Raw genomic sequence first — 25,296 nt, forward strand, 5'->3', positions numbered from 1 at the left:
GCTACAAAAAAACACACCGGCGAAATTCGCCGGTGTGACTCATGCTTCGAGGCTACAAACCTACTTGCTGCGGAACTCGAACTTCTCGCCGTCGGTGTTGATGGAGATTGTCCAGTCGCCATCAGTCGGAACCTTGGCGCGCTGACTCGGCGTCAGGTCGCTCGCGCGCAAGTAGCCTTGCGACTTCATCTTTGCGCGTTGTTCTGGCGTGAGCGAAGCGATCAGGTCCTTGTGCGAGTTGGTTTGCCACTTGCGCATGCCCTTCTCAATCTCGGGCTTAATCTTCTTCAGCTCGATCTTCATCTTCTCCATGTCGGGCTTGATGTCCTTCATTTCGATGTGGAACTTTTCCATTTCCTTCATCATCTTTTCGGAGTCTTCCGGGGAGAAGCGGGGCAGAACCTTGAGGTCGAAGTCCTTGAAGCCTTCGAGTTCCTTGAGCTCGCTCAGGTCCTTAAAGTCAAACTTCAGGTCTTCAAAGTGCTTGTGGAGCGACTTCATGTCGGGCATTTCCCATGAGTTGCTCATGCCATCGGCGTCGACGTGGACCTTCATGATCCGCTCCTTGCCGTTGGACTTAATCTTGATTTCGAGCGGCTCGCCCGCCTTCACTTGGATGCGCTGGCCGTTCACGTAGACCTCCACGTCCTTGGCGGCCGACTTTTGAACTTCCACCTTCGGCGGCGTTTTGGCTTGCACCGGGGTGGCGTCGTCGACTAAATGCAGACCGACCGCACCAGCGGCGACGAGCAAGGCTGAATAAGCAATGTTTGTAAAAGGCATCGTTTCCTCCAACTGCATTTACAAACGAAGCACGCAGGGGAGTTCCCGCGAAATTTTGCCTAGGACTTTGGTGCCAGGCTACTTGGTATCGCCTTCGACGCGGGATTCGCCTTGGCGAAGGTAACCGTGCGCGCGCAAAATTTCTTCGCGGCGGGCCGGATTTTCAAAGTTGGCTTGCTCCATCAGCAGGCTGCTCTTACGGGCGGCGACGGCCGTCGTGGCCTCGCGAGCGAGCTTGGCTTCGTTGCGTTGGCGGAGAACCTCGCGCCACACGGGCAGGCTGAGGGCGACCCCGCAACATGCGGCGATCAGTAAGATGCGCGAACCGTTCCTTCGTTTCTTCATGACGACCATCCTGGACGTACTCGCTATAGTACACCAAGTGGGCGCGATTAATCTACGAATTCAAACTGAATCAGGTTGGTTCGGCCCGGAACGCCCGCCGGAACGCCAGCCGTGACGACCACAGGATCGCCGGACCGTAAGCGCTTTGTGTCTTTAAAACCGCCGATCGCGCGTCGGACCACCTCTTCGTTGGCATCGGCAAACTCAACGAGCGCGGTTTCCACGCCCCATGAAATCGAAAGTCGCCGTTGCACGCGCGGATCCCAGGTGGCGCAGAACACCGGACAATCGGGTCGGAATTTGGCCACGAGGCGTGGCGTCATGCCGCTGGTGGAGGTGCAGACAATCGCCTTGGTTTTGAGCGTCGTCGCGAGTTGCACCGCGGATTGAGCCACGGCCTCGGTGTGGCGAATGTCGACATCCTTTTGCCCCAAGTGCGATCGATCGAAATGGCTTTCGTGGTCGAACGCGCCATCGCTGCGCTCGGCGATTTTGGCCATGGTGCGCACACATTCCAGCGGGAAGTTGCCGGCAGCGGTTTCGCCGCTCAGCATCAAGGCGTCGGTGCCGTCCATCACGGCGTTGGCGATGTCGGTGGCCTCGGCGCGGGTTGGGCGAGGCGAATCGATCATGCTTTCCATCATCTGGGTCGCCGTAATCACCGGCTTGCCAAACCGCAAGCAGCGCCGAATAATCTGCTTTTGCATGATCGGTACGTCCTCGATATCCACTTGCAGGCCCAGGTCGCCGCGCGCAACCATGATCACGTCGCTGGCTTCGATAATGCTGTCGATATTGCGGACGGCCTCGCGCGTCTCCACCTTGGCGCAGAGCGAGATGAACGGATCATAGTCGTTCACGAGATCGCGAAGCTCCACCATTTCGTCGGCGGTGCGAACGTAGCTCAGGGCGATAAAGTCCACGCCCGCCGCGCAGGCTTGGCGCACGTCGTCGCGATCTTTGGCGGTCAGGCTCTCCACCGGGAACGAGCGCCCCACCACGGTCACGCCTTGCTTGGTTTTCACCACGCCGCCCGAAATCACGGAGACCATCACGGCGTTGTCCACCCGCGCTGTTACGCGGAGTTCGACGTGGCCGTCGCCAATGAGGACGCGATCGCCGAGGGCGAGCGCGTTAAAAATCCGTTCGTCGGGCACGCTCAGGTGCGGGCCATCGAGTTGGGTGATGGTGGCGGTTTGGCCGGTCTCCAAGGTCACGGCGTCGTTGGGCAAAATGCCGAGCCGAATTTTAGGCCCCTGGAGGTCGGCAAGGACTCCGACGCGGTTGGAAAACTCCGAATCGCGTAGCCAGGCGATCCACTGACGTTTGGCATCCCAATCGCCGTGAGAACAGTTCAAGCGCAACACGTTGACGCCCGCTTGGAGCAGGGCTAGCAGCTTTTCTTGCGAATGAATCGCGGGCCCCAGCGTGGCGACAATTTTGGTACGGCGTCTCACCTTATAGTAATATTGGCAGGGAATGCGATTCCTTGGAAGTTGGAACGGCGGTACACTCGCACTCGTATCCTAACCAGGACGCAGAGAAGTCAGATGGATCGAAACGAAATTTTGCAAAAAGTGATCGACATTACCGTGAAGGAACTCGTGGTAAAGGCAGAAGAAGTGACCGAAGCGAGTAGCTTCACCGAAGATTTGGGCGCCGACTCGCTGGACGTAGTTGAGCTGGTCATGGCCCTGGAAGATGAGTTTGGCAAGGACATTCCGGACGAAGACGTGCAGAACCTGAAGACGGTGAAGGACGTCGTCGACTACCTGGCAGGCTAACCAGGACCTATGGAACCTCGGGCGTCAGGTCGAGTTGTAGTCACGGGTATTGGAGCGGTCACGCCGCTCGGTACAGGTATCGAACAAGCCTGGCCAAAAATTTTGGCCGGTGAAAATGCGGTGGATAACATCACCATCATGGATACCAGCGACTACTCCACGCGCTTTGCGGCCGAGGTTCGCGATTTCAACCCCGAAGATTGGGTGGACCGCAAGGAGGCCAAGCGCCTCGACCGGTTTATCATGTACGGCGTCGCGGCCTCGCGAATGGCGCTGGACGACTCGGGATTTCCCCTCAACGACGACAACCGCGACTGGGTTGGTGCGCTCGTGGGCAGCGGAATTGGCGGCCACAATGTGCTCGCCGAGAACGCTCACCGACTTATCGAAGGTGGCCCCTCGCGGGTCTCGCCGTTCTTTGTGCCCTACATCATTCCCGACATGGCGAGCGGGATGACCTCGATTACCCTCGGTTTGCGCGGCCCCTCCACTTGCGTGGTCACGGCCTGCGCCACGGGCACCGACTCAATCGGCGACGCTTATCACATGATTAAGCGCGGCGACGCTATTGCGATGCTTGCGGGCGGAACCGAAGCTGCGATCAACGAATTGGGCCTCAGCGGATTCTGCGCGGCGCGCGCCATGAGCACGCGCAACGACGACCCCAAGCATGCCTCCCGACCCTTTGACGCGGATCGTGACGGATTTGTGATGGGCGAAGGGGCGGGCGTGCTGATGCTCGAAGATTACGACCACGCGGTGGCGCGCGGGGCGAAGATTTACGGCGAAGTGGTGGGCTACGGATTCACCAGCGACGCCCACCACATTACGGCTCCCCACCCCGAAGGCGAGGGCGCGGTCCGTGCCATGCGCAACGCGCTGAATCGGGCTGGAATTACCACCGAGCAAGTCGGCTACATCAACGCGCACGGCACCTCGACTCAGTTGAACGACAAGGGCGAGACGGCGGCGGTGAAAAAGCTCTTTGGCGAGACCGCCTACAAGATTCCGATGTCGAGCACCAAGTCCATGATCGGGCATACGCTTGGCGCGACCGGCGCCCTGGAAGCGATTTTCTGCTTGCTGGCCATGCGCGACGGCATCTTGCCGCCCACGATCAATTACGAAACTCCGGACCCGGAATGCGACCTCGATTACATCACCGAAGGCGCGCGGAAGGCGGACGTTCAGTACTCGTTGAGTAACTCGTTTGGGTTTGGCGGGCACAATGCGTGCCTCGTGCTGAAGCGCGACGCCTAAGCGGGCCTCGGGCGTACTCTCTCCCCTTAGGAACAACTACCCTCGGACCCAAAAATAACTTTACCTTATGGTCAAGGCGATTTAAGCCCTCGTATTTTTGCTAACCGCAGTTTCGATGAGATTGCAAATATTGCGCTCAAAGGAACCTGGCTCGTGCAGTTGCGCGATGGCGCTTGCGCTCTCGGCGCAAGAACGGACAAGCTCGGGGCTGTCCATCAGTTTGCGAATTCCTTCGCCAATGGACGCCGGCGAATCAATATCCACCTCGACGCCGATGTTGTAGCGGCGCGTGTACCAGCCAATGAGCCCTTGGTTCATGGCGACAACCGGCTTGCCCGCGATGCAGGCCTGCACGAGCACGCCACTCATGGTCCAGTGGCCCTTGTACCCCAGCCAAATCGCGTCGGCGGTGGCAAAGGCGCGTCCTTCTATGAGGTCATCGGCGAAGCCTTCTTTCACGATGAGCCGACCGCTCGCCATGTGGCGCTTGGCTGAATCGGATTCGAGGAGCACCTTGGCTTCGGGGCGCGCGGAACCGACCATGAGCACGCGCGCTTTTTCGGGCCACTCTGCGTGATCCATCGCGGCCAGAATCTCCGCGATCCCCTTGCGCGGGTGGAGCCACCCAAAGCTGAGGAGCACAAACTCGTCGCTCGCGATGCCGAGTTCCGCGTGGAGCGATTGCTCGCGGGGCACCACCATCAGCTTGCCGATGTCGGGCACGAAGGTCACCTTTTCGCCGCCGGGAAGCTTTTCTTTTTGGATGTACTCCTCCAGAAGCGGGTCGATGATCGCCAGTTTTGTGAGTTCCTTGCGGCGCAGGAAGCGGCGGAAAAACTTCGGGCTGAAGATGCTCTCAAACTTGCCCATCGGCACGGGAATGCCCATCGGCGCGTAGTGGAAGCTGCGCCCCATGAGCATGCCGGTGAGCGGCGTGCCGCCCGCGTCGAACCCGAGGATCGCCACGCTCCGCTCCAGACTCTCGAAGTTGACCATGTAGATGGCGTCGGGCGTGAACACTTTCCGAGACTCGGCCAGCCCGGTCAAGTAGGCCTTGCGATGCGCGAAATCGGGCACGAGGATTCGGCGAAACTCATTGAGGAAGGGCCATTTTTTCACCTCGGGATGCGGGTTTGGCATGAGCGAGAACGTGAGCTTGTCGCCGAATTCGGCCTGCAAAACCGGCCAAGTTTTGTGCTGCGTCACGGCCTCGGGCACGACCAAATGCGTGGTCCAGCCCCGGCGATGGCACTCGTGCAGGATGGTGCGGGCGTGCAAAATCAGTTGGTGCCCCTCGGCCACGCTCGCAAACAGTAAAACCTTCATCGCTTGAGTTGAGGGTTTACCCCGGTTCGGAAACGAACCGCGCCCCATCAACAGGTTCCACAAATCGGGCTTCGGGCACTGCACGGTGGAAGGCAGCTTTTCGGTTTTGGTGAACCAGAGCGACGACGGAACCGCCGAATCCGCCGCCCGTCATACGCGCGCCGATGCAACCCGGCGCGGCCCACGCTCGGGCCGCCGCCGCGTTGAGTTCGGGGCAGGAGACGCGATAGAGTTGGTCGAGGCTCTCGTGGCTGGCCCGCATGAGGGCTCCGGCTACGGTCTCGTCGGCGTTAAGGAGGGCGGCGCAAAAGGCTTCGGCGCGGGCGATCTCGTCCACCACGTGCGTGGCGAGAGGGTCACTTTTTACTTGATCGGCGGTGGAGTTGCGTAGCGTCGTGAGCCCCAATCGCTGGGCGGTCGCCATGGTCGCCGCGCGGCGTTGACCGTACTCGGTGGACGCGAGTTCGTGCGTCACACCGGTAGGAATCAGCGCGATGGTCCACGCTTCGGGAATGGGAATCGGGGTGATCGTTTCGGTTTGCAGGTCGATTCTTAGCGCGCGACCTGCCTGTCCGTAGCTGACGGCCAGTTGATCCATGAGGCCACACATCACCCCGGCGTATTCGTGCTCGGCGCGCTGAGCGAGTTTGGCGAGTGTCAGCCGGTTGATTGGCTGGCCCTGGAAGTTCGCGCCCAAATGAGCGAACGCAACCGCAATCGCCGCGCTAGAACTGAGGCCCGCGCCAACGGGCAACGTGGACTCGACGTGCGCGGCAAATGGCGGAACCTCGCCCAGCAGTTCGATAACGCCGCGCGGTAAGCATTGCCACTGCTCTCCGACCGAAGCCGACGTGGTCCACGGCCCGTCGTCGAGCTCGGCCCGCACCGTGATAAACGCATTGATGGCGCACGGCACGACGATGCCGTCGTGATAGTCCACGTGATCGCCCATGAGGTTCACCCGGCCCGGCACGCGGATGGTCATCGAACACACTCCCGGAGCCGAGCAGCGGCTTGCTCGGGCGTAAGGTCGCGCTGAGGTTCGGCGAGCAACTCGAACCCGACCATGAACTTGCGGACGCTCGCCGAGCGCAGAAGCGGCGGATAAAAGTGCGCGTGAAGTTGCCACTTGCTGGCCTCGGCGGGCGCTGGATGCCAACCCATGCTATACGGAAAAGGGCACTCGAACAGGCGATCGTACGCCCACAACAACTGGCCGAGAATCTCGGCGAGCGGTCCCGGCTCGGCTTCGGCTAAACGGCGCATGCTCCGGCGTGGCAAGAGCAGGGTTTCGAACGGCCAAGCCGCCCAAAACGGTACCACCACCAGCCAGTCGTCGTTGAGCGCCACGACTCGCTCGCCGCTCGCGATTTCGGCGGCGGCCACCTCCATGAGGAGCTCGCCGGGGTGGCTCGCTTGATGCTCCATTTCCCGCTGCACGAGGCTCGGCAGAAATTTGGTCGCCCACACCTGGCCGTGCGGGTGCGGGTTTGAGGCTCCCATCGCCTCGCCACGATTCTCGAAAATTTGAACGTAGGTGTGGTCGCGAAACAGCTCGTTCTCGTGCGCCTGCCATAGCTGGATGACGGCCTCGATATCGGCCTGAGAAAACTGGCTGAGCGGGCGGTGATGGTCCGGTCCGTAGAGCAACACTCGGCACGTGCCATCGGCGGGCTCGGCTCGGAACAAGCCCTGCGGCTCACTAACCTGCGACAAGGCGAGGGCGGGGAAGTCGTTGGCGAACCACCACGGTCCTTCGTACAGCGAGTTCACCTCGCCGGAGGCGCGCGTCGCGCCCGGGCACAGCGTGCATCCATCCGCGCTGGCCGGGGGTGCAAAAGGCTCGGCCGCGCCCAGCCACGGCCGGTCGCTGCGGTGTGGCGAAACCACGACCCATTCGCCAGTCAGCAGGTTCAAACGTCGATGGCTCCCGGTCGGCATGTACGGCTAGGTTACCGCCGTGCTAGACTTGCGACATGATGCGTGTGACGCTCGTTTCGATGGTGGTGGGAGCCGGGCTCCTTTTGGCAGGTTGCGGCTCCGGCGGTGGCTCCGAAAGCGCCTCCGGTGGCGCGAGTAAATCCAGTGGATTTGCGGCTCTCAAAATGGGCAACAAGGTGGAGGTATCGAGCTTCCAAGGCGGTTACGGCCTGGACATGTTTGAAGAGTTCGGCAAGGAGTTTGCCGCCGCCAAGAAAGTGGAAGTCAAGGTCGGGGGCGACCCGCGCATTTGGCTGCAACTTCAGCCGCGATTCGTCGGTGGAAACCCGCCCGATTTGACCTGGCCGGGTTGGGGCATGGACTATTGGAAGTTGGTGAAGGAAAACCAACTCATGCAGCTGGACGAAGCGCTGGATTCGATGGCCGCCGACGGCAAAACCAAGTGGCGCGAAACGTTCGAACCGGGCCTCCTTGCGCTCGGGCAAGAAGACGGCAAGACCTGGATGCTGCCGTACCATTTCAACATCAATGGCTGGTGGGCGAACAAAACCGTGTTCGACAAGAACGGCCTGAAGGTGCCGACGACCTACGAAGAACTGCTCACGGTCGGCGAGCAACTTAAGGCGAAGGGCATCGCGCCGATCACTTTCCAAGGTCAATATCCGTATTACAGCATCTTCGGATTCGTGCTTCCGTGGGCCATTTCGGCGGGCGGAATGCAGCAACTCGACGACATGCAGAACCTGGTGCCGGGCGCTTGGGGCTCGGCGGCGGTGGTGAAGGCGGCAGAAATGATGACCGAACTCCGCACGAAGGGATTCTTCCAATCGGGCGCAACCGGCATGTCGCACACCGAATCGCAGAGCGAATTCTTGCTCGGCAAGGCGGCCATGATTCCCTGCGGCACGTGGCTCCATTCGGAGATGAAGGACGTGTGGCCAAAGGGCGCCGAGGCGGTCTTTATGCTGCCGCCGGCGCTCGCGAGCGGCAAGGACGCGACCAACATTTGCGTTGGCATTGAGCCGTGGGTCATTCCGGCGAAGGGTAAGAATCCGCTCGGCGGCATTGAGCTTTACAAGTACATGACCACCCAAGAAAACGCGGTGCGATTTGTCGAGGCGAAGGGCACGTTGATGGGCATAAAGGGCGCGAACGAAAAGGCAAAGTTGCCTGAGCATCTGAAGGAGCCGGCGCGCTTGTTTGGCCAGAGCCAAGCCGTGTGGTCGCCCATGTTTAGCATTTGGTATCCCAAGTTTAAAAAGGCGCTGGAGGGCGCGACGGCTCAGCTGATGAATGGCGAGATTACGCCGAAGCAGTTTGCCGAAGCTTGCGAGGCGGCGGCGGAAGAAACCCGTAACGACGCCAAGGTGATGAAGCACAAGTATTCGCGCGGATGAAGCGCGGCGGCGGCTGGTTTAGGTTTGCGTTCTTAGCCCCGGCTATGGGGCTGTACGGGTTGCTCTTTTTGTATCCCGTAGCGCAAGCCTTTTTCATGTCGCTGTTTAACTGGTCCGGGCTCAGCGATAACCGCGAATACGTTGGTCTTAAGAACTTTCAGGACCTCGCGAAGGATAAGATATTTGTTGGCGCGATTCAGCATAACCTGATCATTTTTGTGGGCTGCGGAATCGCGGTTCTCTTGATTGCCATTGTTGTCGCGCATTTGCTCCAAGGGAATGGTCGCCTGACCAAGGCTTTGCGCGCGAGTTATCTGCTTCCACACATGGTGAGCATGGTCATCGTCGCGGTGATGTGGCGGTTTATTTTCAACCCCACGTTAGGGCCGGTCACCATCATCGCGAAAGCACTCGGGGTGAAGGATCCGCCGGCTTGGCTCGGGGATACAAAAACCGCGCTGCTGTGCGTGATGGTCGCCTTTATCTGGTATGGATTCTGCTTTTACTCCATGCTGTTCGCGGCCGGGATCAAGGGAATCCCGGAAGAGATTTATGAAGCCGCCGACCTCGATGGTGTTCGACCTTGGCAGCGGTTTCGGCAGATTACGTGGCCGCTCTTGTGGTCGATCAAGCGCATGACGCTGACCCATGTTGCGATTGCGACGATGAACATGTTTGCGCTGGTGCAACTCATGACCGCTGGCGGCCCGAACCGTAGTAGCGAAGTGATGCTGACTTACCTGTACGAAACGGGGTTCTCGAACAGCGATTTCGGTTACGCGACGGCGCTCGCCACGGTGAACCTGGTTGTCGTGTTAGCAGTGGCGGGGGTGATCAACTTCATCTATCGGCGAAATCCTTCAGGAGGGCGTGACTCGTGAAACTCACCCGCGCCACGCTGACATGGCTGTTCCTCGCCATCGTTATTCTGCCGTTCGTGTGGATTGTGTTCAACTCGTTCAAGCCCGGCAACGAGATCATCAGCCACCCGTGGAGTTTGCCGAAGAGTCCGAACTTTGCCAACTATGTCAACGCGTGGACCAAGTCCGAGTTTAGCAAGTACTTCGTCAATAGTCTGGTCACGGTCATCATGACCTTGGCCATTCTCATCCCGATCTCGGCGATGGCTTCTTATGTGCTGGCGAAGTTCCCGTTTCGGGGGAGCAAGCTCATTCTTTCCGGGTTTAGCGCGGGGATGATTGTGCCGCAGTTTTTAGCGATTGTGCCGCTGTTTATGCTGGCGCAAATGCTGCACCTTTACAACACACAGCTCGGATTAATCTTGATCTACGTGGCGTTTTCGCTGCCGTTTACGGTGTTTGTGCTGTTCGGGTTTTTCCAGATTCTTCCCGACGAGCTGATCGAATCAGCTTCCGTGGACGGAGCGAGTCACGCGCAAACGTTTTGGCGAGTGATGTTGCCGCTCGCCAAACCTGGACTCCTGGTAGCGCTGATCTTCAACATCATCGGGCTCTGGAACGAGTACTCGCTCGCCCTAGTGCTGATCTCCGACACGGACAAGTACACCATGCCGGTGGGCATGGGCCGCATCATGATGACCCAGCAATATCAAGGCGATTGGGGCGCGCTCTTTGCGGGCATGGTGATTGTGATGGTGCCGCTGATGATTGTCTACTTTGTGTTCCGGGAGAAGATTCAGCAAACCATGGTGGCGGGGGCCGTTAAGGGCTAACTGCCAATGCGAAAGCCGGCCCAGCACCCGAGCACGCACAGAACCAACGTGACAACCGCGTAGGCTGCCACCATTCGCCATGAGGAGTGTTGCGCGAGAACCACGTTTTCCAGGGCAAAGGTGCTCATGGTGGTAAGCCCACCACAGAATCCGACTCCGGCGAGCAACCACTCGGCGCGCTCGCGGTCGGACCCCATCCGGGCGAAGAGCCATCCCAACAGCAGACTGCCGATGATGTTCACGACCAGGGTGGGCCACGGCGAGTTGAGCGGTAGCCTAAGCCCAAGTTGCCATCGCACCAAACCGCCGAGCCCGCTTCCGAGAAACACCATTGCGCCGTTCATGGTTTCAGTTTAGTCCAATGTATGTGACCATTCGGTTCCAAATGCCGTCCTAAGGTTGATGCCCCCGGGACGACCCCGAAAATTGCCCAAGGACGAGATGCTTGACGCCGCTCTCATCCCGTTCATGCGCAACGGCCTGCACGCGACATCGCTTTCCGACCTGGAAATCGCGACCGGCCTCAGCAAGGGCAGCCTCTATAAGGCTTATCCCAGCAAGCGCGAGATGTTTATCGCGGTTCTTCAGCGTTGCCTCACGGATTTGCAGGCCCGCCTCAACGACGCCGACCTTGACGAGTGGTTTGCGATGTGGTGTTGCGACCCGGAAGACATGCATCCTGGAATTGAGCTCGCCGTTCGCACGGCGGCCATGGCGAGCTACGACGACCCCGAGGTCGGCCGCGAACTGGCCGCGTTTTTCGAGACTTGCCGCCAGAACCTCAAGCCGAAACTGGCTCAAAACCGCGCAATGGAAGTGCTGGGCCTGGCCCAGGGTTTCGCGGTCGAGGCGATCCGTCAAGATCGCCAAGTGAAGCCAAGCATCCGCGACGCGGCCCTTGCCAAACTGCTGGCCTAATCAAAATACTGGCAATATTGCCGGAGTGGTTCGCCCCCGTTTTCTCCTTGGTTGAACTATACTAATGAAGTCTGGCGGGGTTTGTCCGCCGCAAAGAAGGGAGTATATGAAAATCAAAGCAACCTTAGTGGTGGCGGGAATTGTGGCCGGTGTGGCTGCAACAGCGGCGCCCATTAACGCAAATAATCTCGTGGTGATGCGAGCCGGAACTGGTTCTGGCGCGCTGACGGCATCCACGGCAGCAGTATTTCTTGACGAATACACCACCAGTGGCGTGCTCGTCCAGTCCATCTCCGTTGCATCGTCCGGCGCAAACGCACTTACGGTCGGCGGTACAGGCGTAACCGAAGGGATCCTCAGCCTCTCCAACGACGGCTCGCGGATTTCGTTCGGCGGTTATCGCCGCGATGCGGGCCTCGCGACCAGCACTGGTCGGGCGGTTGGCTCAGTGGACTTAGCCGGAAACGTTGATACGCTTACGGATGTCACTGGTATCTCCGGCATCTTCCGCAGTGCAGTCACCAACAATGGTGGCCAGTATTGGATTGGCAGTGCCAGTTCGGTCGCGTACATCGGTGGGGCTGGGTCTTCGCAAGCGGCAACCGTGGTTGACGCTCGAAACTCGCGACAAGTAAACATGTTCGGTGGCAATCTTTGGGCTTCGAACGGTTCAACCGCAATCACCGGCAAGGTGCAAACGTACGGCAACATGCCAACTGGAACCACGGCCGCCAACCCCATCTATTCGCCTGGCCTTAACAACGCCGTTCACGGCTTTATTGCCTTGGACCTCGATGCATCCGTCGCGGGTGTTGACACTCTTTACGCCATGGATACGGTGGCCAGCCGCCTCATCAAGATGAGCCTGGTCGGTGGGATTTGGGTTTCCAACGGCAACAATGGTTCATCGTTTGGTTCGTTCCAAAACCTCACGGCCATAAAGAACGGCAATGACGTGGAGCTCTACGCAACCAGCCCGACTCAAATCGGCAAGATTGTAGACTCGACGGGTTACAACGGCACGCTCGGCGCGAGCTCCTTCTCGGCGATCGCGACGGCGGCCACCAACACCGCCTACCGTGGCATCAGCAGCTTCAAGCCAGTCCCCGAGCCGGGTTCGCTCCTTGCTCTCGGTCTTGGCGCGGCGCTGTTCATTCGCCGCAAGAAAGCCTAACCACTCCCGACCAATCAACACAAAAAAGAGAGCCCCGGCCACCTGCAGTGCCGGGGTCTCTCCTTTTTTTAGCTTAGTTTCCGGCGCGAATCGCGGCATCGGCGGCGCGCTTGATGCGGCCCCGCATGTCGTCAATCTTGGCGGCGGATTCAAAGGTGCCGCGGTTGCCCTTGGCGTCCCATGCTTGCAGGGCGCGAATGGCGTTCACCACCACCTCGACCGGACTCTTATCGTTGATGAGGTCGCGGAGCGCACGGCTGGCCTCGGCGTTGGCGCCCAGCCGACCCAGCGCGTTGACCGCGGCGGCGCGACGATCGAAGTCTTGGTGAGCGAGTTCCTCCATCCAAAAGGCGCGTTGCCCTTCTTCGGCCTTCGCCACCAGGGTGTTGGTCGAGCGAATCATGGGGAAGTGCTCGCGATCTTTGCGGGCGGCGGCGATGGCGGCGGGAAGGTTGCCCGCGCCGACCACCTGATCGAACGCTCGCTGCAGGTCGGTGGCATCCCAGCCATGAGCGAGAATCGCCTCGGCTTGCTCGTTGGTCCAGGGGGTGTTGACCATCTCGCGCAGGAAGTCATGTTCCGGATCGAGAATCACGGCCACGGTATCGGAGGGCACGGAGAGCGTGAACTCCTCTTGTTGCTTGCTGATGCGAATCGGACGCGTGCCGCGCTGACCGCCCTTGGTGATGTAGCCCACTTCGGCCGGAATGGTGTAGATCGGGGTGCCGTCGTCGGTCTTTTGAACCTGCTTGACGGTGAGCATCAGCGCGGTATCGAGCAAACGCCAGGAGGTTTCCAGCACCGGGTGGCCCGGTTTGTCGATCCATTGATCCCAAAACGGCTCGACATTAATGCCGGTTCCTTCGGCAAACGCGCGGCGAAGTTGAGCGCTCTCCACCGGCGTGTGACGCCACTTCGTGAGGTAGTAGTTCAGCCCTTGATAGAAGGCTTCGTCCCCAATCTGCTTGCGCAACGTGTGCAGCACCACGCCGCCCTTGGGGTAACTATGCGAATCGAACATGGCGTCGGCGTTCGAATAGAACTTGGTCGAAATCGGTCGCTTGTAACGCCGCGCCTCGAAGAAGTAGCTGCGCATCGCGCCCTCGATTTCCCAGTCCAGCCCGGCCTTGCCGCGACTGTGCTCGAAGTAGAGAATTTGGAAGTACGTCGCAAAGCTCTCGTTGAGCCACGCATCGCCCCAGTGCATGCAGCTCACAAGGTCGCCAAACCATTGGTGAGCCAGCTCGTGCGAGTTCAGGCTGTCCATCTCGAAGTAGCCTTCGCGCTTTTCGGTCAGCGAGTTTTGCCCAAGAGTGGTGGCGCTGACATTTTCCATGCCGCCGCCAAAGTCGTACATCGCGTTTTGAGCGTATTTCGGCCAGGGGTATTTCACATTCAGCACGTTGCTGAAGAAGGTCAGCATGTCCTTGGTGTTGCCAAACGAGTCTTCCAGGTACTTGCCCTTGCCGCGCGGCCCGACGTACCAAAGGTCCACGTCCTGCCACTTGTCCTTTTTGATGTCCAGTGGTCCGCCGGCCAGACTCAAAAGGTAGGTCGCGTGGGGCTGGGTCATCGTCCATTCAAAGGTTTTTTTGTTGCCGCTTGTGGTTTCTTTGGTGAGGGTGCCGTTGCCGATGGCGGTCCAATCGGACTGAACCGTGACGCGCACCTTGCTCGTCGCGAAGTCGTTGGGATAGTCCCACGTGGGCGCCCATTGCGAGTTGTATCCGGTTTCGCCTTGCGTCCAAAATCCAACGCGGGTCGGGGTGTCGGCGGTCGGTTCGATCCAGTGGAAGCCGCCGCCGCCCGAACCGAATCCGGTGCCTTTGGAGTTGGATTGCGAATACTGCACGCCGATTGTGAGCTCTTGACCCTTTTTGAGCTTGCCGGTGCTCACGTAGAGCATGCCCTTGTCGCGGCGATAGGCCGCGGGCTGATTGTTAAGCGTCACCGCCATGATCGTGAGTTGCGGGCCGGCCATGATGCCGACCTCTTCAATGCCGTTGCGCAGCGCGGCCATGCGGCTGCGGCTGGTGCCGCTGAACGAGCGCGCCGGGTAGTCCACGTTGATGTCCACTTCCACGTTCAGGAGGTCGCAGGTGCGCGAGGGCGCGTAGGTCATGGTGGCGGTGGTCGCCGAAAACGGGTTGTTCTGTCCAAACGCAAAGGGAGATAGCCCGGCCAATCCGATGGCCAGGGCATGTCGTGTTGCCATGCTCTAACGCTACCTTGCGGCCCCAATTCTCGCTCAGCACGGCCAACATTGCGGCAAAAGAGCAATAAGAAACTTGTAAGAATTAGGTTCAAAGTGGAATAAATACGTGGGGAGAAGGTTTGTATGACTGTACGTAATCGACTTATCCTCACCGTGGCCCTGTCATTGCTGGGCGCGATTGGATTGCTGATCGCCACGGTCACGGCGCCGATGCAGCGCACCTTTACCGACCTCGATCACCGCGACGGCGAGCAGCAACTGCAGCGGATCGGCGAGGCATTTCGGCTTGTCAACAAGACCCAGTACGACCGGGCGATTGACTGGGCACAATGGGACGACGCTTACCGCTTTCTGATCGACAAGAGCCCTGAGTTCGTTACGGTCAACATGACGCCGCAGACGGTGAGCGAAATGAAGCTCGATGCGCTGGCCTTCTTCCGGCCCGATGGATCGCTGTTTGAAGGCTCGTTTCCTCGGCGGATTACGGATTTGGCGCCGTTGGACTTGAACATGGTTCAGGAATCGTTGCGCTGGCCGCAATTGCTGGCCGAGCCCGGCTTCAAGAAAGAGGGTGTTCACGGCTATGTCCTGGTCGGGCGCGAACTGGTTTCCGTGATCGTGAGGCCGGTGTTGCGGTCGGATCAGACCGGACCAAGCAATGGCTACCTGTTGTTCGCGCGCCGGTACGGCCACGACTTTCAAGCGATTGTCCGCGACGTCACGCAGATTGATGCAAGCGTGCGCGACCTCGATGACGCCGAGGTGACCGGCTCCATGCGCGCCACGATTGCGGGAACCGGGATGTTCGCGCCGCGGCTGGATGACGTGCAACGGCACGGATACCTACAACTGAAAAGCATCTTCGGCGAGCCGATCGCTTTGGTGCGCGCACCCCTGAAGCACAGCATCGCCGAGGCAGGGATGAAGAGTGTGAGCCGACTGAGTTGGTCCATTTTTGGCGTCGGACTGCTAGCTTGCGTGCTCATTACCGTGCTCGTAGATCGCTTCGTGCTGCGTCGGCTCTTTAGTCTGCGGGCCCAGATGCAGGCGATTCGCTCCAGCGAAGGTGCGCGCGTGGCCATGTCCGGCACCGACGAGTTTGCCGACCTAGCGGGGACGGTCAACGACATGCTCGCCACGCTGGACCAAGAATCGCTGAAGCTGCGCCAGTCGCAAGATGAACTGCGCTCGCAAAACACCTCGTTGAACTCAGCTATCGAAACTGTGGAATACCAAGCGAACCACGATGCCCTCACGGGTTTGGCCAATCGCGCGCTGTTCAACCGCTGTTTGCTGGCATCGTTGGAGCGCGGCCGCGCCGAGGGTCACGCGGTGGCGGTCGCGTATCTGGACCTCGACTCGTTTAAGATGGTGAACGACAGCCTGGGGCACATGGCCGGCGATGAACTGCTGGTGATGGTGGGTCGGCGGTTGCAGCAATGCGTGCGCTCGGAGGACGTGATCGCGCGGCTGGGCGGCGACGAGTTTGTGGTGCTCGTGCGAGATTTGGTGAGCAAAGATGACGCCGCGAGCATTATCGCGCGCATCATGGAGGACCTTTCGTTCCCTTATGTGCTGGCCGGGCAAGAGCTTTTCGCGATGGCGAGTATCGGCGTGGCGTACGCGCCGCGGTGCCGGGATAGCGCCGAGGAGATGATGAAGAAGGCCGACACCGCGCTGTACGCGGCGAAGGCTCGCGGCAAGGGCTGTTTCGAGTTCTTTAGCGACGACATGGATCACGCCTCGACCGAGCGCCTGGAGCTCAGCAACATGCTGCGCAAGGCCGTGGTGAACCACGAAATTGACGTCCACTTTCAGCCGATTGTGGACTTGCAAACCGGCCTCGTGCATGGCGCGGAAGCCTTGGCGCGGTGGACTCACGCGCGGCGCGGACCGATTTCGCCGGCGGAGTTCATTCCCATTGCCGAGCAGTGCGGCCTCATCGGCGAACTCGGATATCGGGTGATGGAAAAGGCATGCGAGGCGGCGTTCGCCTGGACGCAACTTCCGGGCTACGAGGGTTTCCGGATGAGCGTCAACCTCTCGGGGCGGCAACTCGCGCAAAGCGACGTGGTGAGCAAGGTCCGAGCTATTTTGGAGCGCACCGGTCTGCCGGCCCCCAACCTGCAAATTGAGCTGACCGAATCGGTGCTGATTGACGAGGACTCGGCGAAATCGAAGATTTCCGCCTTGCGCGAGCTTGGCGTGGCGTTTGCGCTGGACGACTTTGGCACCGGCTATTCCTCGCTTTCGACGCTGCATCAGCATCCGATTGACTGCCTGAAAATCGACCGCTCGTTTGTCATGACGATTGACGAGGACGAGCACGCCCGCGCGGTGGTGGAGGCGATTCTTTCGATGACGAAGGTGATGCGGATCGACGTGGTGGCCGAGGGGATTGAGACGGTCACGCAAGGCGAGTTTTTGCGCGGCCAGCAGTGCCAGTTCGGGCAGGGATACTTCTACAGCCGCCCCATCCCGGGCGCGGAATTCGAACGGTTGCTGGCGGGTTGGTCGTCGGCCGAGGCTGCGTGATGGGGTATGATTTCGGGACTGGTCGGTTAGCTCAGTGGTAGAGCACTTCGTTCACACCGAAGGGGTCGTAGGTTCAAATCCTATACCGACCACCATTTCCGCTGAGCAAGCTTCCTGTTTTTCAAACTTGAAATCATCGGCCACCATCTTGATTCCCGCCGCATTTTGGAAATAATGTTCTCTGGCAGCGATGCCGTCTTGTGTCAGTAACGTGCGGTCAAGTGCTTGCAGCGATATCCAGTATTGCGATCCGGGTTCGGCAGCAACCGTTCCGACATTATTGCGCCAGCGGCTTGCAAGAACTGTATTTACATAGCTTGCCAACCACTCCGGTAACTTGGCTCTACTTTCGAACCAATTGGAGTATTCATTTGGCCCCAGCAATCCCCTCAGGCTATCAAAATAAACTTCTACATGATTAGATTGGAAAAAGTCTTCTGAATCACAGGCCTTTAAGAGGAGAGGAAGAATGAAATTTCGGACAGACTCCATTTGTTCTCGGGTACACCACTCTCCACCACGGTGAGCAACAGTTATATTATTGTTCTCCATCGCGCAGACATAGCTTAAACAACACAGTGCTTTTGTACAAAGCCACACTTCTCCGATAACGTCTTCAGCAGGCTCCTCTTTGAGAAGTCGGCTCAGACACGCAGCAGAAATGCGACGAACAACTGTAAGAGGTCTGGGGTCTTCCCACGAGCTAATCCTCAGATTGCTTTGGGATTCTCCCCATGTTAGCACGCCTGTAAGAAGTGCCATCGCCTCGACAACCGATAACTCATGTGCTCTATCGGCAACAATGTTTGAAAATCTTGTCCTACTTACTTCCTCGTCTAGAAACACCAACCATTTGTCGCCGTTCTCGCCATCAGCGAGTTGCCTTCTTAACTCGAGCCACTCTTCTTCGCGCATTGAGGCTCGTCCGGAGTCATACCCAAAATAGACGTGGGTCCAATGGATTGAGGCGAAACGCCGATCTCGATGCTGTGGTAATCCCCAAGTTCTTCCAACACCGTCTGTATCTGTAATATTATCCTGGAGGAGTCTTAGGACCTCCATAGAAAGTGTCTTTAACGGTTCTGCAGGCGGTGTGGCCGCGTCGCGGGCGGCCTTGCGCACCCTGCTTAGCTCCTCAGGAAAACCGTACTCTTGAACGATGCCACCCGGAACTGGAGAATATTCGTCTCGCAACACCTCATAAAGCGTGGGCACGGTTTGCCTAAGAAACTCCAGGGCAAGGAAGTCTGCTGGGTCAACGTTACGAATGTTACCGCTAGTTACACCCGGAAGCAAAGACTGCACGGTCCCAACATAGCGCTTCATCTGACGGACGGTCTTAAGGCCCGGCAAAAGGATGCATAGGAATACATCATGGAGACGCTCCTTAGCGTTGCCTTCAACACTGTGTAGATCAAGACCTTCTAGAAACCTCGTCAGAGTTAGCTGACGTTGCAATATTGTAGTATGAGGAAGGTGGAATGCTTGTCCAATGATTTTTTCAACGAAGGCATTACTGTCATGGACCGAATCGCTTAGTGAGAATACTACTTGATCATGATCGTACAGTAGCAGATATCGAACATTGGGAAAGTCGGCGCAAGCTTTTATTAGCTGGAAGACAGTGCGAACCTCCGCGCAGTCTAGGCGGTCGATATCGTCTATCATTACGACCACTGGTTTTTCCAGATCAACTAGGGTTTTCGAAAGCGAGTCCCTCGCTTCTCTAAGAGTTGGCTGTTGAGCCTGCTCTGCCAACCCCTTCACGGCGATCTCCATGGCTTTTCTGGAGCTTCGCAGAGCCTTTCCGGCCGCACCGGCAAGCGGCACCCCTAGAGATCCGGTGGCGTCGGCGGTGAGGGCAAGGGCATCCAATGCTAATGCTGTATATCTGTAGAACTTAGCCCGTTTCTCCCTAGATTCCTTTGAGTTATCCTTCGGCAGTACCGCCTTTCCGAGCTCCTTAAAGAATTCGCGCGCCAAAGCCTCCGGCGTACTCACCATCCACGGCTCAAATCGAACCACGTTGATCGACGGATCAGTGGCTAGAACGCGAGCAATAACGAAGTTCGCCACCGTGCTCTTTCCTGTTCCCCATCCGCCGGTTAGCCCAACGACTGTCGCTCGCTTTTTGTTCTCTGCCAGCAGAGCATGTGCTACGAGAGCCGCAAATGGTCCGCGACCCAGCTCATCATGCTCCTCATCTTCCAACGGATTATCATTCCAATCGATCATCGTCTACTATTTGCAACCTCGTTAAATCGCAGTGTACGTGACTTGCATGTGGAATATTGGTGGGTTCGTACCCTGCAGCACAGCAATTTTGAGTTACATGAGTCGAGTCCTTCTGGCCCAGGACCAGCGCCCCGCACAATTACCGGAAACCGCACCCCAAGAGCCGCATTCCGGCGACCTGCAGTATAACCACCAGGAAGGTGAGCGATATGCAGATTTCTCGAAGTGTTTTCGTGAGTGCAGTGATCGGTTGGGCGGCGACGAGTTCGGCCCTGACCACGACTTTTAGTACCGGCTTTGAGGGCTGGACGCAGACGAGCGGGGTGACGCACCAGGTGGCGGGCGGCAACCTGGGCGGGCATCTGCAGTTCGCCGATTCGGGTCCGGCGAACGGCGGGCAGATCGTCGCGCCGAACACCTACTTGGGCAATTGGCTGACCTCGTACGGCGCCAACGGCACATTCTCCCTGGACTATCGCGTCGTGCGAGCCGGCGTGTTTATGCCGTTCCCCATGGGCGTCACCATCACCGGCACGTCCGGTTCGATGTCGCACAGCTTCCCGGGCAACTTCACGGCGGCGTTTGGCTGGACCAACTGGTCCAGCGCCCTGAACGCCAACACCTGGTCGGTCAGCGGAAATCTGAACTCGATTTTGGGCAACGTAACCGAAGTGCGGGTGTTCATGCCGTGCTCCTCCGACGCGCTGGAAATCACCGGCGTTGACAACATCTCGGTGGCCGCGGTCCCCGAGCCGGCATCGGCGCTAGCCTTTGCTGGGTTTGCGCTGGTGCTGCTCAAGGGTGGACGTCGTCGGCGATAACAGCCGCACCCTCGGCGTAAGGATTCGGTGCATCGACCTGCCCGTTCCCGATTGGGGCGGGCACGGCGAGATTTGGATCGGCATTCAAAGCGGCAAGGATGTTGTTCAGCGAGTAAAGCTGCCCGCCGACAGCATCACTTTTGAAGCGGAGTTGCGGCTTGGCAACGAGCCCGGCGCGGCGCCGCCGAACTTCCTGGGGCCGTTTGCGCAAGGCACGGTGCAGGAGCGGTTCATCTATGTCTGCTGGGGGCGGCCGAGCTTCGGCGGGTGGAGCGGATTCCGCCGGGCGAAGCTGCCGTTAACAGGGATCAGTTGGGAGATGGTGGCCTCGGGCGCGGTGACGGGAACGTTCGTATGCACCGACGCCAAGGGCGGTCCGACGTGCGCCACCGTGAAGCCCGATCGCCTTACCTGGCAATAATTTTGTCGCTCATCTGACAGATTGCGTGTATTATGTGCGGCATGGGGTGGAGGGCTTGGCTCAGCAACAAGGCTGACCGTATTGAATTTAAGAATGTGCTCATCGCATTCGACACCAGCACGCTGCTGAAGTTGTACAAGTTGCCGGTCGGCACAACAGAGACTTACTTAAAGATTCTGGAGAAGCTGCGCAGCCCAGAACTGGCAAACCAAAGCGTGTCGGTCAAGATTCCGCCGCAAGTGGTGTTTGAGTTCGTAACTCTGTTTGCGAAGGCCAAAAGCGATGCTCTGGAGGTGTACGATGGCGTGTTATCGAAGCTGAGCTCGGTGCACTCGATTCTGGAAGATGCGCCGGACTATGTGAGCGGCCAGATGAAGCCGGAATGGCGCGATGCCTCGACCAAGTTCGCGGCTCCTTTCATTGCTACGCTTGAGAAACAAAGGAAGGAAATCAAGGACCGCAATACAAAGGATCCCGTTTTCAAGTTTCTAGAGTCGTTGTTTGACGAAACCAAGCGGTGCGAGCCAACGGACGAAGAGTTGCAATGGATCACTTTGAACGGAGCAGAGCGGTATCGAATGGTTGTTCCGCCGGGGTTCGAAGACCAATCGAAGTCCTCAAGCGGCGAGGATGACCCGGCAAGCTACTACATTTACAGCGCCGAGCGGAAGATGTTCCGCATGTTTGGCGACCTCCTGGTGTGGAGGCAATTGCTCGATTGCGCCACCTCCCTCAAGCAAAAGCAAAAAGCTCTTAGCCGAATCATTCTGGTGACTGACGATGAAAAGCCAGACTGGTTTAAGGGTCGCGCAGAAAAAGGTCGTCAGCACCCTCTGCTTACGGTAGAGGCGATGAAGGCAGGTTTTCACCTGAATATTATCAACTCGGATCAGTTCTTGCGCTACGCATCCAAGGCGCTAAGCATCGCGTAGAGTCCTCGGACTTCGAAGCGTTGAGGTTGGTTACGACCGAGGCGTTACCCGCCATGACATCTCAAAAGGAAGTCAAGGTGCTTTCACCAGGCGTGGAGGGCGGAGTCATAACTATTTCACTAAAACACGCCGTCCAAAACCCGGTGGCAAAGTTTGCCTTTGATCAGCAGTTTCGAATGACTCCAACCGTGAACATTCAGGTTGAAGGTGGAAAGAAAACCGCTGTGAAGTGTTCGGTCGGGATGCTCGCAAACGGCAACTTCAACATCCACCTGTACGCGGCAAAACATGGTGATCCGGTGCCGGAGGGGACGTATGTACTTCGGTACCGTGCGGAGGCCGCATCCGAGCCCTCGACACTGAAATCCACCTAACCCGAAAATCGCGGCACTTCTCGCACGTGTACTTGCGTCTACTATCGCATGGACGTGCGAACCGCCCTCAAGAATCAGCACCACGCCGCGCTCGCCATGATGCGGCAGGCCATCGAAGCCGCGCCCGAGCATGTGTGGCTGGGCGGCGAGCACCCGCGAAACTACTGGCGGATTGCGTTCCACGCCCTCGCGTATGCGCACCTCTATCTCTTTCCGAACCTGGCCGAGTGGGAAAAGTGGGAGCACCATCGCCAGGATTGCACCTACTTGGAGGGCGATGATGTGCCGGTCGCCGAGCCCTACACGCGGGCCCAGATGCTGGAGTTTTGCGAGGTGACCGACCAGATGGTGGACGCCAAAATCGACGTCATGGACCTGGACGAGCCGACCTGCGGCTACACCTGGTACCCCACGGTGAGCCGCCTAGAGCTGCAAATTCTGAGCCTGCGGCACCTGCATGGGCACATCGGGCAGCTCACCGAAATCATGATCGCGAACGGCCTCGACGTCACCTGGCTGGGAGGGCGCCCCACCCCGTAAGGATTTATTCACAAAGAAGCTTGCGCGCTGTGCCGAAAATCTAAGGCGTGAGTCTTCTGTTTGTTTCCAAAGCAACAATTTTGACCGCCCTTAGCCGCGCGCTCGACCTCGTCGAAGGGCAGCCGCCGGGGCACGCCCTGCGGACGGCGCACATTGCGGTGCGTCTGGCCGAGGCGTTGCAGATGCCGGAAGAAGCCAAAGAAGACCTCTACTTTGCCGCGCTGCTCAAGGATTCGGGCTGCTCGAACAACTCGGTGCGGATTCAAAAAATCTTTGGCGGCGACGAGCACCTGGCGAAGCGCGCGGTGAAGCTGATCGACTGGTCGAGCACCACCGAATCGCTGAAGTTTGCATGGCAAAACACGGAGCGCGGGCAGACTCTGGTCGCCAAACTCCGCCGCATGGCGAGCAATTTGGGGCCGCCGACCAAGGTGATGAACGAGGTGACCGAGGCGCGCTGCACCCGCGGCGCGGCCATCGCCAGCCTGCTGAATTTCCGGGTGAGCGTGGCCGGCGCTATCCTTTATCTTGATGAACACTGGGACGGCAAGGGCGCGCCCTACGGCAAGCGCGAGCAGGAGATTCCGGCCCTGGCGCGCATCCTCGGATTTGCCCAGACCTTCGAGATTTTCCTCGCCACGTTTGGTCTGACCGAAGCCCTCGACATGGCCAAGGGCCGCAGCGGATCGTGGTTCGAGCCGCAGATTGTCAAGGCGCTCGACGCTTTTGCCAACGACAGCGCCTTCTGGGAGAAAATCGGCGACGAGGATTTCAGCTTCGAGCAGCTTCCGCAGCTGCACGAGCAGGTGCTGGACTCGGACGTGGATGGCATCTGCGAAGCCTTCGCCATGATCGTTGACGCCAAGTCGAGCTTCACCGCCGAGCACTCCACGCGCGTAATGCAGTACTCCGTGGCGCTCGCCGACCACTTCGATTTCGAGCCGCACCGCCGTTTGAACCTGCGCCGCGCGGCTCTGCTCCACGATATCGGCAAACTCGGCGTGCCGACCGGCATTCTCGAAAAGCCGGGTCGCCTGGACGCGACTGAGTTCGATCGCATTAAGCTCCACCCGGAGAACGGATACCGCATTCTCAGTGAGATACCGGGGTTCGAATACGCGGCGGAAATCGCCTCGTCGCACCACGAAAAACTCGATGGCACCGGCTATTGGCAGGGCAAAAAAGGCGACGAACTCAGCCTCGATGTGCGCATCGTGACGGTCTGCGACGTGTTCGATGCCCTGACCGCCAAGCGGCCGTATCGCGACCCGATGCCGCTGGCGCTCGTGCACAAAATCCTAACCGATGACATTGGCGTGGCGTTCGATGGCGACTGCGTCGCCGCGATTAAGGAGATTGTGCAGGAAGAGAATCTGCCGATTGCGGCGTAGGCTCGGTCTGGCCAAGCTTCACCATGATCCATTTGAGGGTCGTGCCCTGAATGAGCACGGTCGCGAGGACGATCACGAACACGACATCGAAGATCTTCGCCGCGTTGGGGAGACCGGCCAGCAGCGGGTAGGTTGCGAGCAAAATCGCCACCGCGCCGCGCAACCCGCACCAGGCGACCATCGCCTGCTCGCGGTAGCGCATGCGGAATGGCAATAGCGCGATGTGGACGCCGATGGGTCGCGCCAAGAAAATCAGGATCAGCGCCAATGCGATGCCGACCAACGCAACCTCGGGGAGTTTGCTCGGGAACACCAGCAGCCCCAGCACAAAGAACATCGCCATTTGCATGATCCACGCGATGCCGTCGTGGAAGCGCCGCAGCCCTTTCACCTGCGAGAAGTCGCCGTTGCCAAAGGTAACTCCCGCGACGTAAACCGCCAAGAATCCGTTGCCTTTCATCAGGGCGATGGCGCCGAAGCTAATGAGCACCAGCGCGATGCTGACAACGTGGAACAGCCCTTGTGCGTGGAGCCGCACCTTGCGCATGGCGATGACTCCGGCGCGACCGAACAGCCACCCGCCAAACCCGCCGAGGAGCATTTCCCAAACAAAGTGCCCGGCCACCGACCAAGTCAATTGGTTACCGGATTGGACTACGCTGATGAGCGCGCTGGTGAGGAAGATTGCCGTAGGGTCGTTGGTGCCCGATTCGAGCTCGATGATGTCATGAATTTTTTGCTTCAGTCGGGGTTCGCCGCGGGGCAACACGCTGAAGATGGCGGCGGCATCGGTGGAACTCACAATCGCGCCGAGGAGCAGCGCCTCCATCATGCTGATTTTGAGCAAAGCGTGTGACGCCGCGCCGATGCAGATGGCGGTGATGACCACGCCGATCGAGGACAACGCGAGAGCGGGCGCTACTCGCGACTTGGCCTTATGCCAGTGAAGGTCCATGCCGCCGGCAAAGAGGATAAACAGCAGGCACACCGTGCCGGTGCGTTGCGCGATTTGGGCGTCGGCAAAATAGATTCCGCCCGGACCATCCGACCCGGCCAACATGCCCAAGCCGACAAACGCAATCAGCACGGGCACGCCAAGCTTGGTGGCGAATTTTGCGCTGACTACGCAGATGGCGAGCAGCATGCCGACGATCAGCAACACTGCCTCAAGGGAAAGGTTGGAACCCACGGCTTGAGTTCAGTATAGCCCT

The 25,296-nt window shown here is 59.0% G+C and carries 24 protein-coding genes and 1 tRNA gene; 15 read left to right on the plus strand and 10 right to left on the minus strand.

Annotation, left to right across the window (positions count from 1 at the left end; genetic code table 11):
* Positions 1-60: 60 nt before the first annotated feature.
* From JNJ45_02520 to pyk, 3 genes are all read right to left on the minus strand, one after another.
* Positions 61-783 (minus strand): hypothetical protein, encoded by a 723-nt coding sequence (locus JNJ45_02520; protein MBL8047534.1) that lies wholly within the window; start codon positions 781-783, stop codon positions 61-63.
* Positions 784-861: 78 nt separating this feature from the next.
* Entirely contained in the window at positions 862-1,128 is a 267-nt protein-coding gene (locus JNJ45_02525; protein ID MBL8047535.1) for a hypothetical protein, read from the minus strand.
* 47 nt (positions 1,129-1,175) lie between these two features.
* The gene (gene pyk / locus JNJ45_02530) at positions 1,176-2,585 is read right to left on the minus strand and encodes a pyruvate kinase (protein MBL8047536.1); all 1,410 of its coding nucleotides are present in this window, start codon (positions 2,583-2,585) and stop codon (positions 1,176-1,178) included.
* Between the two features lie 93 nt (positions 2,586-2,678).
* Between pyk and acpP the strand changes: the two genes are divergently transcribed.
* Together acpP and fabF are read left to right on the plus strand one after the other, a co-directional pair.
* Positions 2,679-2,912 (plus strand): acyl carrier protein, encoded by a 234-nt coding sequence (gene acpP / locus JNJ45_02535; protein MBL8047537.1) that lies wholly within the window; start codon positions 2,679-2,681, stop codon positions 2,910-2,912.
* Between the two features lie 9 nt (positions 2,913-2,921).
* On the plus strand, positions 2,922-4,172 hold the full coding sequence (gene fabF, locus JNJ45_02540) for a beta-ketoacyl-ACP synthase II (GenBank protein MBL8047538.1): 1,251 nt from the start codon (positions 2,922-2,924) through the stop codon (positions 4,170-4,172).
* An 81-nt stretch (positions 4,173-4,253) separates the two neighbouring features.
* Here fabF and JNJ45_02545 read toward each other — a convergent pair whose 3' ends face one another.
* The 3 genes from JNJ45_02545 to galT are packed head-to-tail and all read right to left on the minus strand — an operon-like array spanning position 4,254 to position 7,439.
* Positions 4,254-5,498, minus strand: coding sequence for a glycosyltransferase (locus JNJ45_02545; GenBank protein MBL8047539.1), 1,245 nt, complete (start codon positions 5,496-5,498; stop codon positions 4,254-4,256).
* 16 nt (positions 5,499-5,514) lie between these two features.
* Entirely contained in the window at positions 5,515-6,483 is a 969-nt protein-coding gene (locus tag JNJ45_02550) for a hypothetical protein (GenBank protein ID MBL8047540.1), read from the minus strand.
* The gene (galT, locus tag JNJ45_02555; GenBank protein MBL8047541.1) at positions 6,480-7,439 is read right to left on the minus strand and encodes a galactose-1-phosphate uridylyltransferase; all 960 of its coding nucleotides are present in this window, start codon (positions 7,437-7,439) and stop codon (positions 6,480-6,482) included. The genes JNJ45_02550 and galT overlap by 4 nt, the downstream gene beginning before the upstream one ends.
* A gap of 35 nt (positions 7,440-7,474) precedes the next feature.
* Here galT and JNJ45_02560 point away from each other — a divergent pair, with 35 nt between their 5' ends.
* The 3 genes from JNJ45_02560 to JNJ45_02570 are packed head-to-tail and all read left to right on the plus strand — an operon-like array spanning position 7,475 to position 10,529.
* Positions 7,475-8,836, plus strand: a complete 1,362-nt coding sequence (locus JNJ45_02560; GenBank protein MBL8047542.1) for an extracellular solute-binding protein — start codon at positions 7,475-7,477, stop codon at positions 8,834-8,836.
* The gene (locus JNJ45_02565; protein ID MBL8047543.1) at positions 8,833-9,717 is read left to right on the plus strand and encodes a sugar ABC transporter permease; all 885 of its coding nucleotides are present in this window, start codon (positions 8,833-8,835) and stop codon (positions 9,715-9,717) included. The genes JNJ45_02560 and JNJ45_02565 overlap by 4 nt, the downstream gene beginning before the upstream one ends.
* Positions 9,714-10,529: a carbohydrate ABC transporter permease gene (locus tag JNJ45_02570; GenBank protein MBL8047544.1), complete on the plus strand. Its 816-nt coding sequence runs from the start codon at positions 9,714-9,716 to the stop codon at positions 10,527-10,529. Before JNJ45_02565 ends, JNJ45_02570 begins: the two co-directional genes overlap by 4 nt.
* On the opposite strand, the gene JNJ45_02575 is transcribed toward JNJ45_02570, so the two are convergent.
* A complete protein-coding gene (locus tag JNJ45_02575) occupies positions 10,526-10,873 on the minus strand; it encodes a CrcB family protein (GenBank protein ID MBL8047545.1) in 348 nt (115 codons plus the stop codon). The two genes, JNJ45_02570 and JNJ45_02575, sit on opposite strands and share 4 nt — an antisense overlap.
* Positions 10,874-10,970: 97 nt before the next feature.
* Here JNJ45_02575 and JNJ45_02580 point away from each other — a divergent pair, with 97 nt between their 5' ends.
* A complete protein-coding gene (locus JNJ45_02580; GenBank protein MBL8047546.1) occupies positions 10,971-11,447 on the plus strand; it encodes a TetR/AcrR family transcriptional regulator in 477 nt (158 codons plus the stop codon).
* Between the two features lie 106 nt (positions 11,448-11,553).
* Positions 11,554-12,621 carry a PEP-CTERM sorting domain-containing protein gene (locus JNJ45_02585; protein ID MBL8047547.1) on the plus strand — a complete coding sequence of 356 codons (1,068 nt, stop codon included), beginning with the start codon at positions 11,554-11,556 and terminating at the stop codon, positions 12,619-12,621.
* 73 nt (positions 12,622-12,694) lie between these two features.
* Here the strand turns inward: JNJ45_02585 and JNJ45_02590 are convergent, their stop codons facing one another.
* On the minus strand, positions 12,695-14,836 hold the full coding sequence (locus JNJ45_02590) for a M1 family metallopeptidase (protein MBL8047548.1): 2,142 nt from the start codon (positions 14,834-14,836) through the stop codon (positions 12,695-12,697).
* Between the two features lie 123 nt (positions 14,837-14,959).
* Here JNJ45_02590 and JNJ45_02595 point away from each other — a divergent pair, with 123 nt between their 5' ends.
* Positions 14,960-17,371 (plus strand): EAL domain-containing protein, encoded by a 2,412-nt coding sequence (locus JNJ45_02595; GenBank protein MBL8047549.1) that lies wholly within the window; start codon positions 14,960-14,962, stop codon positions 17,369-17,371.
* Positions 17,372-17,391: 20 nt separating this feature from the next.
* Positions 17,392-17,466, plus strand: a tRNA-Val gene (locus JNJ45_02600).
* On the opposite strand, the gene JNJ45_02605 is transcribed toward JNJ45_02600, so the two are convergent.
* Positions 17,423-19,606, minus strand: coding sequence for a hypothetical protein (locus tag JNJ45_02605; protein MBL8047550.1), 2,184 nt, complete (start codon positions 19,604-19,606; stop codon positions 17,423-17,425). The two genes, JNJ45_02600 and JNJ45_02605, sit on opposite strands and share 44 nt — an antisense overlap.
* A 233-nt stretch (positions 19,607-19,839) precedes the next feature.
* Here JNJ45_02605 and JNJ45_02610 point away from each other — a divergent pair, with 233 nt between their 5' ends.
* Genes JNJ45_02610 through JNJ45_02635 form a run of 6 tightly spaced genes read left to right on the plus strand, consistent with a single transcriptional unit; the run spans position 19,840 to position 24,085 of the window.
* Positions 19,840-20,427 carry a hypothetical protein gene (locus tag JNJ45_02610; GenBank protein ID MBL8047551.1) on the plus strand — a complete coding sequence of 196 codons (588 nt, stop codon included), beginning with the start codon at positions 19,840-19,842 and terminating at the stop codon, positions 20,425-20,427.
* Complete coding sequence (locus JNJ45_02615; protein ID MBL8047552.1) at positions 20,408-20,848, plus strand: hypothetical protein; 441 nt, start codon at positions 20,408-20,410, stop codon at positions 20,846-20,848. Before JNJ45_02610 ends, JNJ45_02615 begins: the two co-directional genes overlap by 20 nt.
* A gap of 41 nt (positions 20,849-20,889) precedes the next feature.
* Positions 20,890-21,780 carry a hypothetical protein gene (locus JNJ45_02620; protein MBL8047553.1) on the plus strand — a complete coding sequence of 297 codons (891 nt, stop codon included), beginning with the start codon at positions 20,890-20,892 and terminating at the stop codon, positions 21,778-21,780.
* A 26-nt stretch (positions 21,781-21,806) separates the two neighbouring features.
* A complete protein-coding gene (locus tag JNJ45_02625) occupies positions 21,807-22,154 on the plus strand; it encodes a hypothetical protein (protein MBL8047554.1) in 348 nt (115 codons plus the stop codon).
* 48 nt (positions 22,155-22,202) lie between these two features.
* A complete protein-coding gene (locus JNJ45_02630; protein ID MBL8047555.1) occupies positions 22,203-22,694 on the plus strand; it encodes a hypothetical protein in 492 nt (163 codons plus the stop codon).
* 47 nt (positions 22,695-22,741) lie between these two features.
* Positions 22,742-24,085 (plus strand): HD domain-containing protein, encoded by a 1,344-nt coding sequence (locus tag JNJ45_02635; protein ID MBL8047556.1) that lies wholly within the window; start codon positions 22,742-22,744, stop codon positions 24,083-24,085.
* On the opposite strand, the gene JNJ45_02640 is transcribed toward JNJ45_02635, so the two are convergent.
* Entirely contained in the window at positions 24,042-25,274 is a 1,233-nt protein-coding gene (locus JNJ45_02640) for a potassium/proton antiporter (protein ID MBL8047557.1), read from the minus strand. The genes JNJ45_02635 and JNJ45_02640 overlap by 44 nt on opposite strands.
* Positions 25,275-25,296: the final 22 nt, after the last annotated feature.

The organism is Chthonomonas sp. (assembly GCA_016788425.1).
Lineage (GTDB): Bacteria > Armatimonadota > Fimbriimonadia > Fimbriimonadales > Fimbriimonadaceae > JAEURQ01.